Annotated in this window: 11 protein-coding genes and 1 tRNA gene; 6 read left to right on the forward strand and 6 right to left on the reverse strand. The window is 41.1% G+C overall.

The genetic code is table 11. From position 1 onward, the window contains the following. Positions 1 to 27: 27 nt before the first annotated feature. A complete protein-coding gene (locus Q0L00_RS01375; RefSeq protein ID WP_297335169.1) occupies positions 28 to 1,773 on the forward strand; it encodes a RagB/SusD family nutrient uptake outer membrane protein in 1,746 nt (581 codons plus the stop codon). Between the two features lie 87 nt (positions 1,774 to 1,860). Here the strand turns inward: Q0L00_RS01375 and Q0L00_RS01380 are convergent, their stop codons facing one another. Next, positions 1,861 to 3,693 carry a metallophosphoesterase gene (locus Q0L00_RS01380; RefSeq protein ID WP_297335066.1) on the reverse strand — a complete coding sequence of 611 codons (1,833 nt, stop codon included), beginning with the start codon at positions 3,691 to 3,693 and terminating at the stop codon, positions 1,861 to 1,863. An 11-nt stretch (positions 3,694 to 3,704) separates the two neighbouring features. Beyond that, entirely contained in the window at positions 3,705 to 4,778 is a 1,074-nt protein-coding gene (locus Q0L00_RS01385) for a phosphatidylinositol-specific phospholipase C1-like protein (RefSeq protein WP_297335067.1), read from the reverse strand. 241 nt (positions 4,779 to 5,019) lie between these two features. Here Q0L00_RS01385 and Q0L00_RS01390 point away from each other — a divergent pair, with 241 nt between their 5' ends. From Q0L00_RS01390 to Q0L00_RS01400, 3 genes are read left to right on the forward strand one after another with little or no spacing between them, the layout of a single operon-like run. Then, positions 5,020 to 6,825, forward strand: a complete 1,806-nt coding sequence (locus Q0L00_RS01390) for an alkaline phosphatase (RefSeq protein WP_297335068.1) — start codon at positions 5,020 to 5,022, stop codon at positions 6,823 to 6,825. 41 nt (positions 6,826 to 6,866) lie between these two features. After that, a complete protein-coding gene (locus Q0L00_RS01395) occupies positions 6,867 to 7,457 on the forward strand; it encodes a hypothetical protein (RefSeq protein WP_297335069.1) in 591 nt (196 codons plus the stop codon). A 3-nt stretch (positions 7,458 to 7,460) separates the two neighbouring features. Continuing rightward, positions 7,461 to 7,862, forward strand: a complete 402-nt coding sequence (locus tag Q0L00_RS01400) for a HipA N-terminal domain-containing protein (RefSeq protein ID WP_297335070.1) — start codon at positions 7,461 to 7,463, stop codon at positions 7,860 to 7,862. Positions 7,863 to 9,148: 1,286 nt separating this feature from the next. On the opposite strand, the gene Q0L00_RS01405 is transcribed toward Q0L00_RS01400, so the two are convergent. The 3 genes from Q0L00_RS01405 to Q0L00_RS01415 form a co-directional block, all read right to left on the reverse strand. Then, positions 9,149 to 9,225, reverse strand: a tRNA-Asn gene (locus Q0L00_RS01405). A gap of 140 nt (positions 9,226 to 9,365) precedes the next feature. Then, positions 9,366 to 10,223 carry a hypothetical protein gene (locus tag Q0L00_RS01410; protein WP_297335071.1) on the reverse strand — a complete coding sequence of 286 codons (858 nt, stop codon included), beginning with the start codon at positions 10,221 to 10,223 and terminating at the stop codon, positions 9,366 to 9,368. A 72-nt stretch (positions 10,224 to 10,295) separates the two neighbouring features. Beyond that, on the reverse strand, positions 10,296 to 10,718 hold the full coding sequence (locus Q0L00_RS01415; RefSeq protein ID WP_297335072.1) for a hypothetical protein: 423 nt from the start codon (positions 10,716 to 10,718) through the stop codon (positions 10,296 to 10,298). A gap of 80 nt (positions 10,719 to 10,798) precedes the next feature. Between Q0L00_RS01415 and Q0L00_RS01420 the strand changes: the two genes are divergently transcribed. Next, positions 10,799 to 11,674: a hypothetical protein gene (locus Q0L00_RS01420; RefSeq protein WP_297335073.1), complete on the forward strand. Its 876-nt coding sequence runs from the start codon at positions 10,799 to 10,801 to the stop codon at positions 11,672 to 11,674. 3 nt (positions 11,675 to 11,677) lie between these two features. Next, positions 11,678 to 12,616 carry a citrulline utilization hydrolase CtlX gene (gene ctlX / locus Q0L00_RS01425; protein WP_297335074.1) on the forward strand — a complete coding sequence of 313 codons (939 nt, stop codon included), beginning with the start codon at positions 11,678 to 11,680 and terminating at the stop codon, positions 12,614 to 12,616. A gap of 111 nt (positions 12,617 to 12,727) precedes the next feature. Here the strand turns inward: ctlX and purB are convergent, their stop codons facing one another. Then, on the reverse strand, positions 12,728 to 14,071 hold the full coding sequence (purB, locus tag Q0L00_RS01430; protein ID WP_297335075.1) for an adenylosuccinate lyase: 1,344 nt from the start codon (positions 14,069 to 14,071) through the stop codon (positions 12,728 to 12,730). Positions 14,072 to 14,222 lie beyond the last annotated feature (151 nt).

The following is a 14,222-nucleotide window of genomic DNA, read 5'->3' on the forward strand; positions in this document are numbered from 1 at the left end:
TTTGTAAAATCACTAGAACACATGAAAATGAAAGCAACTAAAATTTATAAGTTTCTTCCTCTTGCAGCTTTTTTCTTCGCCTTTCTAAGCTGTACGGATTTGGATGAAGATATTCTTGACGAATCCCTAACCGGGACGGGCCAAGCAGAGATAGTCAGTGGTTCCATAGCACCAGTTTATGGAATGTTACGGCAGGTTTGGTTGCATACGGTAAATTTTGGACTTCAGGAGGTTGCTTCTGACGAGGGAATTCTCCCTTATCGGGGAGGGACGGATTGGTTTGATGGAGGTAAATTTATTGCCGTGCATCAGCACCTGATGACCCCAAGCAATAGTTTGGTGGGAGATGCCTGGACCTTTATTACCCTCACCCTTTCCCGCGCAGTAGCTGCGCAGGAACAACTGGCTTTGGAGGTTGAAAACGGTAATTCCAGTGCACAGAATCCTCTCTACGAAATGATTGCTATGAAAGCCTATCTCAATATGTTAGCCTTGGACAATTGGGGACTGGTATTCAGAAAGGATGCATCAGATCAACAGTCTGAAATTCTAAGAGGACAAGAAGCAGTGGATTATTTGGAATCGGAGTTACTGTCTGTAGTTAACCTGATTAGTAGTGCCAATGGTCCTGGCAGAATGAATAAGTATGCGGTAGAGGCATTACTGGCGCGCTTGTATTTAAATGCTGCAGTTTACCGGGACCCTTATGGAACTCCGAACTTTAGAGCTGAGGATATGGATAAGGTGATTCAGTATACCACCAATATCATCAATGGCCCCTATTCCTTGTCTGCTGAATACTTTGATTTATTCAACGATGACAATAATACTAATCCTGAAATCATTTTTTCATTGGATCAGCGAGGAGTACTCCAGACAGAACATAGCCGATGGCAATATTGGTCTATTTCAGGAGACCTGATTCCAAGACCTGAATTTCCCAATACCCGAGGTACCGATGCGGTTGCGGCAACGCCTGATTTTATTCAGTCCTGGTATGATGCCTACGGGGATGTGGATCCAGCCGAAGCTGATGCCCGCTTTTTTCAGGAAAATACTCTAATTCCAGAGGAGTTAAGGGATCTTACCAATGTCAATCCTACCAATGATGAGGATCATTACTTCTGCGTAGAGGCGGAGGAATTTCAAATTAATCGGGGAATTTTGAGGGGCATTATTTGGGGACCTCGCCGAGATGATAATGGTACTATTCTTACCTGTGAGGATGGAAAAGTGAGAATTTATCCAGTGATCAACAGAAGAAGTAGTGGAGCAAACATCCGATACGTGGATCACACGTTTCAGGTAGATTTTACCAATGAGGGAAGTCTCCACAATACGGGGCATCGCTTTTCCAAATACCAGTTCAGTAGTACAGCTCCTAATTGCTGTTCAAACAGTAGTGTGGACATCGTGTTGATTCGGTTGGGAGAAATTTATTTGATGCGGGCAGAGGCCAAATTGCGCAAAGGAGACAATGTGGGGGCTCTTGCTGATGTGAATACGCTGAGAACTTCCAGAAACGCCCGTCCTGCACAGACTCCTCCGGCTTTGAGCTCCATTGATTTGGATATTTTGTTCCGGGAATCAGGATTTGAATTATACTGGGAAGGTCATCGAAGAGTGAACCAAATTCGTTTTGGTAAATACGAGGACAGCTGGACTGAAAAGACCGATAGCGATGTGAACAAACGACTTTTTCCAATTCCTCAACGCGCCATTGACGGAGCTTCCAATGAAGTAGGATTCTTGGTGCAAAACCCAGGCTATTAACCCCTATTTTTTCTGCTTAGCGGACAAAGTAAGGCCGATGAGGATTTCCTCATCGGCTTTTTGCTGCGTTGAATTTTCAACTAGGGGTTAATCGCTAATCTTTTCTATTCTATTTTCCTGAAGATCTATCTTAAAATGATCTGATGGCTGGGAATTGAAGAGCTTTTCGAAAATCACAAAAAATTGATGGAGTGTTTGGTTCAAAGGATAAAATTGGGAAGTGGTTTTTGTTTGATTTTGTGAAAAAATAGCTTGATAATATTCCAAGCGCTCAGTTGGAATAATCCTTTTTCCAATCTCATCCCCGTTTTTTATTAGGTAAAAATCGTCAATAACCTGTAGGGGATCTGGATTAAGAGTACCTGTTTGGTGTTGGGGTTTTAGGCTTTTTTGAAGAAATTCTTCTGCTTCTTTTTCCTGAAGCTTACTCCAAATAAGAAATTCTTTCGGGCCTAGATTTTGAAGCAGGGATGCCAGGTTTTCTGGCCAATCGGCAGGGATAAATCTGGATTTAGTCAATCCCAAAAGATGATTTCTGGTATATTCGAAGTAATCCTTTGAAGATAAAATACTACGATCCCAGATTCCGGGGTCCTGATTTTCCTCTAACCACCGATGCTCCAGCTGGTACAAGTCAAAAAACTCCTGCATATTATCTACTTGATTAAGGGTGATGGTTTCAATTTCTACTTGTTGCTGATCATCAAAAGCAGCTATTTTGTAGGCAGGAGGGAAGGCTGCAAGCGAAGGGACTTGAATATTGAACAGGGTTAGCTGATTATTAAGACTCTGAAAAATTCCGGTATCGTTGATGTGCATATGCCCGGCAAAATGGAGTTTGATTCCAGCAGAGGCATAGTGTTCACTGATGGATTTAGAAGGTACTCGGGCCAACTGGAACTTTTGATTTCCAAATAGTATTTTCATTTCCTCAGAGGCTTGTTCATGAAAATCCACCAGCGGATAATGACTGAAAGAAATTAGTGTTTTTCCTCTTTTTTTAGCTTCAAGACTTACTTTTTTGATCCAATCCAATTGATGTTTTTTAGCGTCAATAGCCTGGTTAAAGCCAAGGGATGATCCTTTCCATTCTCCTTCCTGTTGAACATACACATTGGCATCCAATGCCAATAACCAAAGGCCTTCCACCGGTTCAACGACATAGCTGGCATCTGGGATCGCTAACTCAGATGAATTAATGTGAACTACTCGATATTCCAACTTAGAAGTTTCCTTTGCTTTGGCAAATGAATACTCATCTACTTCCAATTCCTGAAAAGGATGGGACCAAAATAGATCTTTTTCAGAAGGGAAAAATCCGAAGCGGGATAAGGCATGTGTAATTTCTTGGTAACCCCAATAATTGATTTGGTCAGAGATAGCGGTCTTGGTCATCGGGAACCTATTTTTATCTCCTGCAATGGCTTGTTCCGACCCATCTACTCCCAAGAAATCACGTTTTCCAGCTATTCCACCGAAGGGTTTGACTGGATCATGATTTCCGGTAGTCAGAAAAAAACGCATCTCTGAATTCTGAGAATAGTGATCTAGAATTTTTTTTAGAGCCAGTACATTCATCGGTTGCCCATCATCGGTGAAGTCCCCCGGTAAAACAACCAGCTTAATTCCCTTTTCTTTTAAATCTTCCAAAGCTGAGATCAAAGCAAAGTAGTTCTCATTAAAAAGTCGGGTAGAATTCAACTGGCTTTTCATGGTTCGTATCGTGGCATATTTTCCGTTTTTTGGATTGAGGACCCCTTTAAATTCAGCGGAATTTAGCTCGGCATAAACATCCTGTAAATGGATGTCTGCCAAAAATGCGACTTCGGCTAATTTGGTCTGTGCAAGCGCGGTTGATTGAGGGAAGGCCAACTGAAATACTGCCCCCATTAAGCTTGGAATCAAATACTTTTTCTTCAAAATAACTTGAATTATTGCTCAGTAAGAAGGGGGTTGGGTCTTTCGAATTTCAGGTTTCCAAAATTCACTTGATAGGTGGATGAGAACAGCCTGGAAGGCTGATAGTAATCCGTTGAAATTACCTGGGCACCGGAAGATTTGGCTTTTTCGAAGCGACTGTAGTCTACTGCTCTGGCCTCTTGAGTTCCGGAATCGGACCGTGTTCGGACCAAGTAGCCCTGTTTGACGAGATCCTGAATATAAGATTCATTTTTTACCGGGTCATTGATGATTCGAAATCCCGCGGTAGGATTTCCTTCTTTTTGATTGACAAACAGAACAGCGTTTTTGAGTTCGGGTTTGGCTTGAAGATATCGGTTAATTTTCTCCTCATTTTCATCCAATACAACTAAAAATCTTCCTTTGACTTCTTCCAACAAAGGCCAATTTCCTGCCAGGACTGCACTTTCTAAAGTAGGATATTCTCCTTTTACCATGTCAGGGGTAATCAAATGATCGAGTCCCAGATAGGTTTTGATTTCCAAATCAATACTATCCAAGGCAGATGCAGTGAAAGGCAGCGTGGATTGGGTGCCGGGAATATTTCCATCTTTGGCATTGATCAAAATAAAGATTGGACTATGGCCGGGATTGTTTTCACTCCATTTTTTCAATGCTTTGAGCGCATCCGCGAAAAGCAGGTAATGAGAATGAAAGTCCAAATCCTGAACGTGGAAAAGTTTTAATCCAGGTTGATTTAATACCTTTTCAGGATCAAATTCGCTCATATTTTCCCTTTGAGATCTAATGATTTCCAAGCCTTTGGGATTGCTGTATCTGCCTCCTAGGGGATCGTGGAAAACATCAAGCTCCAAGTTTCGGAGACCTAGATCCAATTGTTTTTCTAAGGGGATGTGTTCATAGGCTAAACTTTTGGAAGTTTCAGGGTTTATTTCGTTTAGGTAATCCAGAATTTCAGCGGGCATTTCACTTTTGTAACTGTTGTGACTGCCAATCACCTGGATTTCATTCAGTTTTTGCGCGGAAACTGGCAGAGAGAAAGTCACCAAAAAGGAGACAAGAATCAAAAAGCAGGGAGTTTTCATATCGGTCAATTTAATTTGCAAGTTTTACTTTTTTTACCAGAGAAATTGGGTGGTGGACTTCATCTTTTTGTTATGAATTTTAAATGAGATGTTCCAAGCAACTGTCTTTAAATCAGTGGCTATAATTTATTATCAATCCGTTTTTTGAGCATTTCTTTCTAGGGCTTTATCCAGAAGTTAAGGATCGGTTAAATTCGCTTTTAGCTCCTAAAAATCGAGGGGGAATCCCTTATTTTTGATCATGAAAAAATTCTTTGTAAGTGTTATTTCAGCCCTTTTCTGGGTTGTTGGAACACAGGCACAAACTACCCAACCCTTCCGACTTCATTCCCATAATGATTATTTGCAGGAGGTGCCCTTTTGGGCCGCTTACAGTGCCGGAGCATCTTCAATAGAGGTAGATGTGATTTTGCACCGTAGGGAATTAATGGTAGCTCATGAACCCGAAAGTATGGATTCCAAACGTACCCTAGAAAGTTTGTACCTAGACCCCATTACCGAAGGACTTGAAAATGGAGTGATTTCAACAATTAACTTTCATTTATTGGTTGACTTGAAAACAGCAGCAGAACCGACCCTTGAGGTTCTGATGGAGCGAATGAAGCAGTATAGCCCCATTCTTTTCGGAGATACCAATCCCAATGGACTGAAATTGATTATCTCAGGCAACCGACCAAAACCAGAAACTTACTCCCAATATCCCGAGTGGATGTTTTTTGACTATCAAAGTGAAACTTTGAATTCAGAGCTTCCTTGGGATAAAATTGCGATGGTCAGTTTAAATTTTAGGCAGTTTTCAGTTTGGAATGGTAAGGGAAGAATGGTGGAAGAAGAACGGAAAAGGGTTGAGGAATTTATCGATTTGGTTCATAGTTTTGATAAACCGGTTCGTTTTTGGGCCAGTCCGGACAGTAAATCCGCTTGGAAGGCATTCTATGAGATGGGAGAAGACTTCATCAATACGGATCGTCCTGTGCAGGCGGCTGAATATTTGGGTAAGCTGAACGAAAATATCTATCAAAATACGGCCTTCCATTCCATTTATCAGCCGACATTTGAGTGGGATGGAGCTGATGTTCCGGTAAAAAACGTAATTCTTTTGATCGGTGATGGAAATGGATTGGCTCAGCTTTCGGCAGGCCTCTTTAGTCACAAGAATGAGTTAAATGTAACCCAATTGAAAAATATTGGCTTGATCAAAACCCAGGCTGCGGACGATTTTACCACGGATTCTGCAGCAGGGGCAACGGCCTTTGCCACGGGTCATAAAACCAATAATCGGGCAATAGGAGTTGATCCAAAAGGGAAGGTCTTGCCAACCTTGCCCGAATTTTTGGATAGCCTGGGCTTTCAAAATGGCATTATTACCACCGATCAGCTCACCGGAGCTACCCCCGCCTCGTTTTATGCCCATCATTCAGAGCGGGACGCATCCGAGCAAATCGCAAAATTTTTAGCTAAAAGTCCGTTGGATTTAGTTATAGGAGGAGGAGAAAGGGCATTCCGTGCTGAAAAAAAGAATCTGACTGATGCGGGATTTACCTTGGTAGAAGGACTCAAACCCATTAAAACAGACCGATTGGGTTATTTTGCCGCTGAAGGGGCTTTACCCAAAAAATTGGAAGGGAGAGGAGATTTTTTAGTGGAGAGTACTTTATTTGCGTTGGAGTTTTTTCAGGGAAAAGGAAGCCCTTTTTTCTTGATGATCGAGTCTGCTTTTATTGACTCGGGAGGGCATAGCAACAGTACCTCTACCCTGATTTCAGAAATGTTGGACTTTGATGCCCTACTAGGGGAGGTGATCCGATTTGCTGATGAAAATCCTGGGACCTTGGTTTTGATTACAGCCGACCACGAAACGGGTGGGGTTTCAATCCCCCAAGGGGACCTAGCATCACATAGAGTAGAGTTGGGGTTTCATAGTGATGACCATACTGGAATTTTGGTTCCCATAATTGCTTATGGATCGTATTCTGATCGATTCCGCGGGGTGTATGAAAACACGGAGGTGTTTCGAAAAATAGTTGATTTGGTAAGGAAGGAATGAGGTGCTTGGAATGATTTAGGTGCTTACAAGGCTCTCAAAAAGTGCGGGAATTTGCTGCAGAAATTGCCAATGAAAAAACGACTTCTCGAGAACTATTTACTTTTGAGTTTATTCAAAATGCCATTGAGTTTAAATTTAAAGAAGAAGGAGGTAGATTGACTAAGGAGTTAGTAAAAATGATCGGGTTTGATGGGTTGGTAGGTAACAATGATAGACACTTCTACAATTGGGGTGTGATTGCCAACACTAAAAAAGCAGGAGCTACTCTAAGAATGGCAACTATTTATGATTCGGCAAGAGGCTTGCTGTGGAATAATAGTGATGAATGGATCATCAAAAATCTGAATTTGATGGGGAAAGGTGGCAAAAAGGTAGAAAAATATATCAAATTTGCATCCCCAAGAATTAGCATTGATGGAGATAGTGAAATAAATCACATTGGCTTAATTAAATATTTAAAGAACCTGAATGAGGAATTCAGGGTTATAATTGATGAATTAGCATCAGAGTCAAATGAAACTCGAGTTTTGGGAATGTTAAAAAGAGAATTTTTCTGTTTTTTCATTCCAGAAAGATGCAAATTAATTGAACATATTGTAAAAGAGAGATTTAAAAGTATTAGGGAGGTATAAAATATGTTAAAGCATTTAAAAAAATTGTTTTCAAAGTCTGTAGATGATAATGAAATCAAAATTCATCTTCCTTCAAACGAAAAGGCGACATTTGAACTGAAAATCGATAAGATTGTAATTGGAAAGCTTCTTTGTGAGGACGGTGTGTGGAAATTTATGTACACAGATGAATTTAAAACACTTCAGAATCAATACAATCATATTCCTGGTTTTTCGAAATTGGATAAGGTTTATTCAAATGATACCCTTTGGCCGTTTTTTCAAACTCGAATTCCAGGGTTAAAACAGCCTGCCGTTAAAGAAATTCTTCGGAAAGAAAAAATTAATGAAACCAATGAATTAGAATTGTTGAAACGATTCGGGAAAAAGACCATTTCTAATCCATATGAACTGGATCTAGTTTAAAAAAATCAAAAGCCTCGGAAGAATAAAGTTCCGAGGCTTTTTTTATGGTGTGCCGTGCATGGCAATCAACTAGGTGGTGTAAGTCCACTGTGGGGGGTTGTAATCGCCAACCACTAGCCTAAAGCAAGGGTGTCCACTGCGAAGTGGAGTCTGAAGGAAGCTAGCGGCAAATCGCTACCCCGAAGAACACGAACCTTATCAGGTCTATCCGATGGGATGAGACTTCCAAACAAGTCAAAGTCCAAAGATTACCAGGACATCGGAGTGTAAATAAGGCGGGGAGTTGGCGGGAAAGTGGGTTGCCTTAACACGGGAGACCTCATGGGCGTGTGAAAATCCCTCAAGTATGGGAAAGCACGGAAAAGCTGGTCATGAGGAGTCAGCCGAGGGCAAAGTACCGGATCATGAGTTGGTTTGGGAAGGGCCGAACCTTTCCGTATGGTAACGAAGAATGGTACCGAAAAGAAAAGGATCAGATGCTCGGAAACCAGGATCCTTACCAAAAGAATAGGACAGAATCCGAAGGATGGATAAGAGTGATTCCATTTCTTGATGGAAGGGTTAGGCAAATGGACTTCGAATCAGATAAAACCGATCTATACCCTGTTAAGAGGTTCATGAGGTGTCTCAAACATGGTCGAACTATTACGGCATATCAGGCTAGGGGAGGAAATGGCCAGAGAAAACATTACCACTATTATATCTGTACTAGGAGAGGTTGTTTTCGATACCGAGTTGAGGAAGTACAAATGAAAATAGAGGATCTTCTTGGGAAAATCTCGTGGACTGCTGGAATGGTCTTGGTTTATAAAAGTGCGATTAAAGCGATGATAGAAAAGGACTTTACAGAGCAAAAGGCGAAGATCGAAAAATTGAAATCAGAACATGAGAAATTGATTCAAAGAAAATTGAACCTACAGGACTCTTTTTTGGATGGGTATATTGATTCCGAAGATTTCAAGGAAATGAAAAAGAGGGTAGAGGAGCAGATTTTTAAAGTTGAGGAAACTATAAATAGTTACCAGTCTGAGATGTCTCCATTCAAGGAGTATTTAAATAAAACACTTTCAATGATCCAGAAGCTTCCTTCCTTTTGGAGGAGGAAGAGTGATGGGAAAACCAAGAAAAAGATCCTCGGTTGCATCTTTCGTGATAAAATTGAAAATCTCGATTTCAAAGTTGCAACCACACCCTTCACTTCTGAAATGTCCGTTCTTTTGGGTTTAGAAAGGGTTTTGACTGGGGTAAAAACAAAAAAGAGGTCATCTCTGACCTCTTTTTTAAAATGGCTCCCCCTCTTGGGCTCGAACCAAGGACCCCATGATTAACAGTCATGTGCTCTAACCAGCTGAGCTAAGGAGGAATTTTATTTTGTTACCGCTTTCCGATAACGTGATGCAAATGTAGAAGGCTAAGTGATTTTTTCCAAACCCAGATGTAAAAAAAAGTGGAATTATTCCTGGAAGTTAAGGTTTGGGTTTCACTTTCAGTCACTTATTTTTTTCATTCGACAGCCTGAATTGATTTTTTGAGCATCCCATTGTAAATATAAGTGACGCCAAGTACCATCAATCCTGCTATTATGGCCAATACTACGCTAAAATAAGGTGGAGCCGAAAGGGTAAGTCTCAAAAAAATAGTGGCTAAGGCAAAGGATGAATACCGGAATAAATTCAGGTATTTGGAACTATAGCGTAACGAGAACAATAAAATGAATACATCGGCAAAGATAAGCAGGGTATAAAATAACTCCAGACTGGTATTAAAATGTTGATCTTGATAAGCAGTGATCAAATCATAAATACCTATTGCCAGAAAGCTCAAAGTCAAATAGATGGAGATTAATTTTTTAATGCTGATAAATCCGCTTTGTTCTTCATAGTTCCCAGTAATTTGAACATGGCGCTGATTTCGATAAAAAATTCCCGTAATCAAAAAGATCACTATCGCTCCAAAAGCATCTGAAACGATGGGAGCCAATTCCCACAGAAAGTCGATCTCCCATTTTAAGTCGCCTAGGTAGTGACCAAACTCCTTAAATGCATCTCGGAGCAGAATCAAAGAAATGATTTCAAACTGCTTTCCCACTGAATCGGCCACTGACCGGGGAATTAAAAAAATCAATCCTAAGATTTCAAAAATTAAAAGCACGTTGAAGGCTAACTCTATTGAGAAAAAAGGGGAGACCGAACTTAAGGGGGTATGAATCTCCAAATAATTCATCAAACCTACCAGAAGTCCAAATGCGAAGGATACTACCACACTATTGCTGATAAATTTATTGACTCGCGGGCTTTCCCATTGCTCATCGAGAAAGTCAAAAATTTTAATTTGGTAAAGGAAGAATCGGTGGATGAACATATGCGCGGCTAACCTATGGTAAAGTAACTTGTTGTTACTTTTGTTTAAAAACTAAGGCCACCCACCTGTTTCTTATTGATCCTTGGTGCTGAATTTCCGAGTCAAGGTTTTAATGAATTTAATGCTTCGAAAGCGAAGAACAGACCAATCCTCATCAATTGAAATTTGTCTCACCACTTCAAAATCGTATTTCCCAGCAATTCCCCAACCCCTATCTCGATTGATGTTCACCGTATATTTTTTAGAGCTTCCCTTAGGATAGGCAATCCATAGGAGTTCATCGTTCGTAGAGTGAGTTGCCAGTTGAGGGAAAATTTGTTCGATTTCTTCCTCTGATTTTACAAAGGCCAGGAAGAAATCTGTTTGTTCGGATTCTTTGCTCACTAAACCGGCTTGGTTCCAAGATTCATAGAGATAGTTCAGTTCATCAGGTAGGCTCCAGATTTTGATCTTCATCCCTTCTTTGAAGTTCATCTTTTTTAATAGGCTATCCATAGTTCTGAATTTTTGGCTTATCTCCTAATTTATTGCTCCATTGTGGGGCAATTGGCTAAATTTAGGCTAAAATAAATTTTATGCGAGGGATCTTCTCTGTGTTAGTACTCCTAGTTTTGAATGTTGTCGCTTTAGGACAAAGTCAAACCCCAGTGGATTCCATATTTACGGAAGGAATACCTGTTCAGACGATTTCTAATCCCGAATTGGAAGAAATGAGCGGAATGGCTGTTTCGAGAAAACATCCTAACATTTGGTATACCCATACCGATAGTGGGGGAGAACCCATCGTGTATTTTTTGGATATGGAAGGGGATTTACTTGGAGAGATTACCTTGAAAGGGATTAAAAACCGGGATTGGGAAGATATGGCTATCGGTCCTGGGCCTGAAGGTGAAAATTACATTTATGTGGCTGAAATAGGAGATAATCTTGCCGTTCACTCTGAGATCATGGTTTATCGATTTGTTGAGCCTGAGAAACTGAATGAAAAAATAGAAGTTGAGCCTGAGGTGGCGAAATTGGTTTATCCAGGCGGGGCAAGAGATTCGGAGTCTTTGATCGTGGATCCCGTTGATGGGAGAATATATTTGGTGTCCAAACGGGACAAGAAAAATACACTGTATTCCTTTTCGCAAGAGGCATTTAAAAAGGAAGGAGTTACCCAATTGGAGGAGCATCATCAGTTCTCATTTTCCAGTAGCACCGCCGCTGATATTTCAGCGGATGGAAGTCAGGTTTTGATCAAAAATTATTTTGCGATCTATCATTGGACTAGAGAAAAAGGGCAAATGCTTGTTGAGGCCTTAAAAGCTGCTCCAAAACAGCTTTCCTATGTGCCCGAGCCTCAGGGAGAAGCTATTGCTTTTGAACCTTCTGGTAAAAACTTTTTCACGATAAGTGAAAAGCGTTTTTCTGTAGTACCTGTTTTATATCGCTACCAGGCCAAGGACTAACTCATGCAAACTACTTCACATATTCTGATGGTCCGTCCGGCAAATTTTGGGTTTAACCCAGAAACAGCCAGCACCAATTTTTATCAAAAAACTGACTTAAGGAGTCCTGAGGAAATTCAGCAGGTTGTTGGTCAGGAATTTGATGCATTTGTGGCCTTACTGCGAGATCAAGGAGTAAAAGTAATCGTCATAGAGGACACTGACCGTCCTATCAAAACCGATGCAGTTTTCCCTAATAATTGGTTCAGCACTCATCGAGATGGTAAACTCATTCTCTATCCGATGTATTCCTCAAATCGTCGTCTTGAGCGTCGAAAGGACCTCATAGAGCATCTCATGTCTTTGGGTTTCATGGTCAATGAAATTATCAATTTGAGCTTTTTTGAGCAGGATGCGCAGTTTTTGGAAGGAACCGGAAGTATGGTAATGGATCATGAGCAAAAGTTGATTTTTGCAGGGTACTCCGTTCGCACCCACCCAGTTCCTTTGAAGTATGTGGCTGATTTATTGGGTTACGATTTGATAGGTTTTGAGGCACTTCAAGAGCTTAATGGAAAGTGGACTCCCATTTATCATACCAATGTCATGATGCATATCGGTCGGGATTTAGCTGTAATTTGTTTGGAAAGTATTCGCAAATCTTCCGAACGGAGAAAAGTGCAGGAGGCTTTGTCCAAAAGTGGAAAAAAAGTCATCCCCATTACAGAAAAGCAAAAGTTTAACTTTGCCGGAAATATGCTGGAGGTAAGTAACGATGGGGGAGAAAAATTCACTGTAATGTCCCAGTCGGCTTATGACTCGTTGAATGTGGGACAAATTCAACAAATCGAGAAGTTCACCACCATCATCAGTCCTCAAATTCCCACGATTGAAAAGCTCGGCGGCGGAAGTGCTCGCTGTATGATGGCAGAGATTTTTTTACCCAGTAGTGAACGGTTTTGAGGACACCTGCAATGGCAAAGATGATCAAAGATACATGCGCAGAAGAAATGAAGCTCCGGTTGTATTTTATAGGTTAAATTGCCACTGCTTTCTCCATTCTATTTTCAATAGTTAGATTCCCGTGTAGTTAAACGGAGTAATTCTTTTTAACTCTTCTTTGACCTCTTGAGTTACTTCTAATCCATCAATAAATTCAGCAATGGATTTTTCGGTGATTTTAGTGTTCGTTCGGGTCAAGTCTTTGAGGGCTTCATAAGGCTTAGGGAATCCTTCTCTGCGCAAAATCGTTTGGATCGCTTCAGCCACCACAGCCCAGTTATCTTCTAGATCCTCATCGATCGCTGCTCGGTTCAATTCTAATTTGCCAAGTCCTTTTTTCAAGGATTCAAATGAAATCAACATATGAGCAAGTGGCACACCGATGGCACGTAAAACGGTGCTATCGGTCAGATCCCGCTGTAATCTGGAAATCGGAAGTTTTGCCGCCAAATGCTCCAGAAGCGCATTGGCAATTCCCAGGTTTCCCTCTGCATTTTCAAAATCGATAGGATTGACCTTATGTGGCATAGCCGAGGACCCCACCTCACCGGCTTTTATTTTTTGCTTAAAGTAGTTCATCGCTACGTATTGCCACACGTCTTTTGAAAAATCCAAAAGGATAGTATTGATCCGCTTGAGCCCATCAAAAATAGCGGCTAAATTATCGTAATGTTCAATTTGTGTGGTAGGAAATGAGCGACTTAGACCCAGGTATTTTTCTACGAAATGATTGGCAAAATCATTCCAAGACTGAGCTGGATAGGCAACCACATGAGCATTCATATTTCCTGTTGCTCCTCCGAATTTTGCTGAAAAGGGGACCTGAGTCAACAGCTCCAATTGCTTTTCCAATCGGGTGATAAAAACTTGAATTTCCTTTCCCAAGCGAGTAGGCGAAGCGGGCTGTCCATGCGTCTTGGCGAGCATGGGGATTTCACGCCAGGCTTCCGCTTGAGCTTGGAGTTTTTCCATCACTTGGTATAAGGCTGGAAGGATCACGTTTTCTAATCCATCTTTAAGCATCAGTGGAGTAGCAGTATTGTTGATGTCCTGGGAAGTCAATCCAAAGTGGATAAACTCTTTGTAATTCTGCTGGCCCAGTTCATCAAATTTTTCCTTCAAAAAATATTCTACCGCTTTGACGTCATGGTTGGTGGTTTTTTCGGTTTCCTTGATCCAATCGGCATCTTGTTGGGAAAAGTTGATCACTAAAGCTCGGAGAGCCGAAAATAGACTTGCATCAAAGTCTTGAAGTTGGGGAAGGGGCAATTCACAGAGCGCAATGAAATATTCAACCTCGACATGCACCCGATATTTGATCAACGCAAATTCAGAAAAATACGTTCTTAAAGGGAGTGTTTTACTTTCGTATCGACCGTCTACCGGGCTGATCGCGCTTAGTGCATTCAATTCCATGGGGATTTAGTTTTTGCCAGATGGCTCAGCGAAAATTATTTTTGACGCTGCAATTTAGGGCAAAGCCTGCAAAATTTCCCGTTCACCGAAAGAATATTCTATCTGAGCCAAACTTACTTTCTGCTTTTTCGGTTTTGATTTTGAATTTACC

Source organism: Algoriphagus sp. (assembly GCF_024305035.1).
Classification (GTDB): Bacteria; Bacteroidota; Bacteroidia; order Cytophagales; family Cyclobacteriaceae; genus Algoriphagus.

Bases quoted from the DNA above. Each gene is read 5' to 3' on its own strand.
- Q0L00_RS01400 (WP_297335070.1), top strand. From the start codon at position 7,461: ATGTTAAAGCATTTAAAAAAATTGTTTTCAAAGTCTGTAGATGATAAT.
- purB (WP_297335075.1), bottom strand. From the start codon at position 14,071: ATGGAATTGAATGCACTAAGCGCGATCAGCCCGGTAGACGGTCGATAC.
- Q0L00_RS01385 (WP_297335067.1), bottom strand. From the start codon at position 4,778: ATGAAAACTCCCTGCTTTTTGATTCTTGTCTCCTTTTTGGTGACTTTC.
- Q0L00_RS01415 (WP_297335072.1), bottom strand. From the start codon at position 10,718: ATGGATAGCCTATTAAAAAAGATGAACTTCAAAGAAGGGATGAAGATC.
- Q0L00_RS01375 (WP_297335169.1), top strand. From the start codon at position 28: ATGAAAGCAACTAAAATTTATAAGTTTCTTCCTCTTGCAGCTTTTTTC.
- Q0L00_RS01420 (WP_297335073.1), top strand. From the start codon at position 10,799: ATGCGAGGGATCTTCTCTGTGTTAGTACTCCTAGTTTTGAATGTTGTC.
- ctlX (WP_297335074.1), top strand. From the start codon at position 11,678: ATGCAAACTACTTCACATATTCTGATGGTCCGTCCGGCAAATTTTGGG.
- Q0L00_RS01390 (WP_297335068.1), top strand. From the start codon at position 5,020: ATGAAAAAATTCTTTGTAAGTGTTATTTCAGCCCTTTTCTGGGTTGTT.
- Q0L00_RS01410 (WP_297335071.1), bottom strand. From the start codon at position 10,223: ATGTTCATCCACCGATTCTTCCTTTACCAAATTAAAATTTTTGACTTT.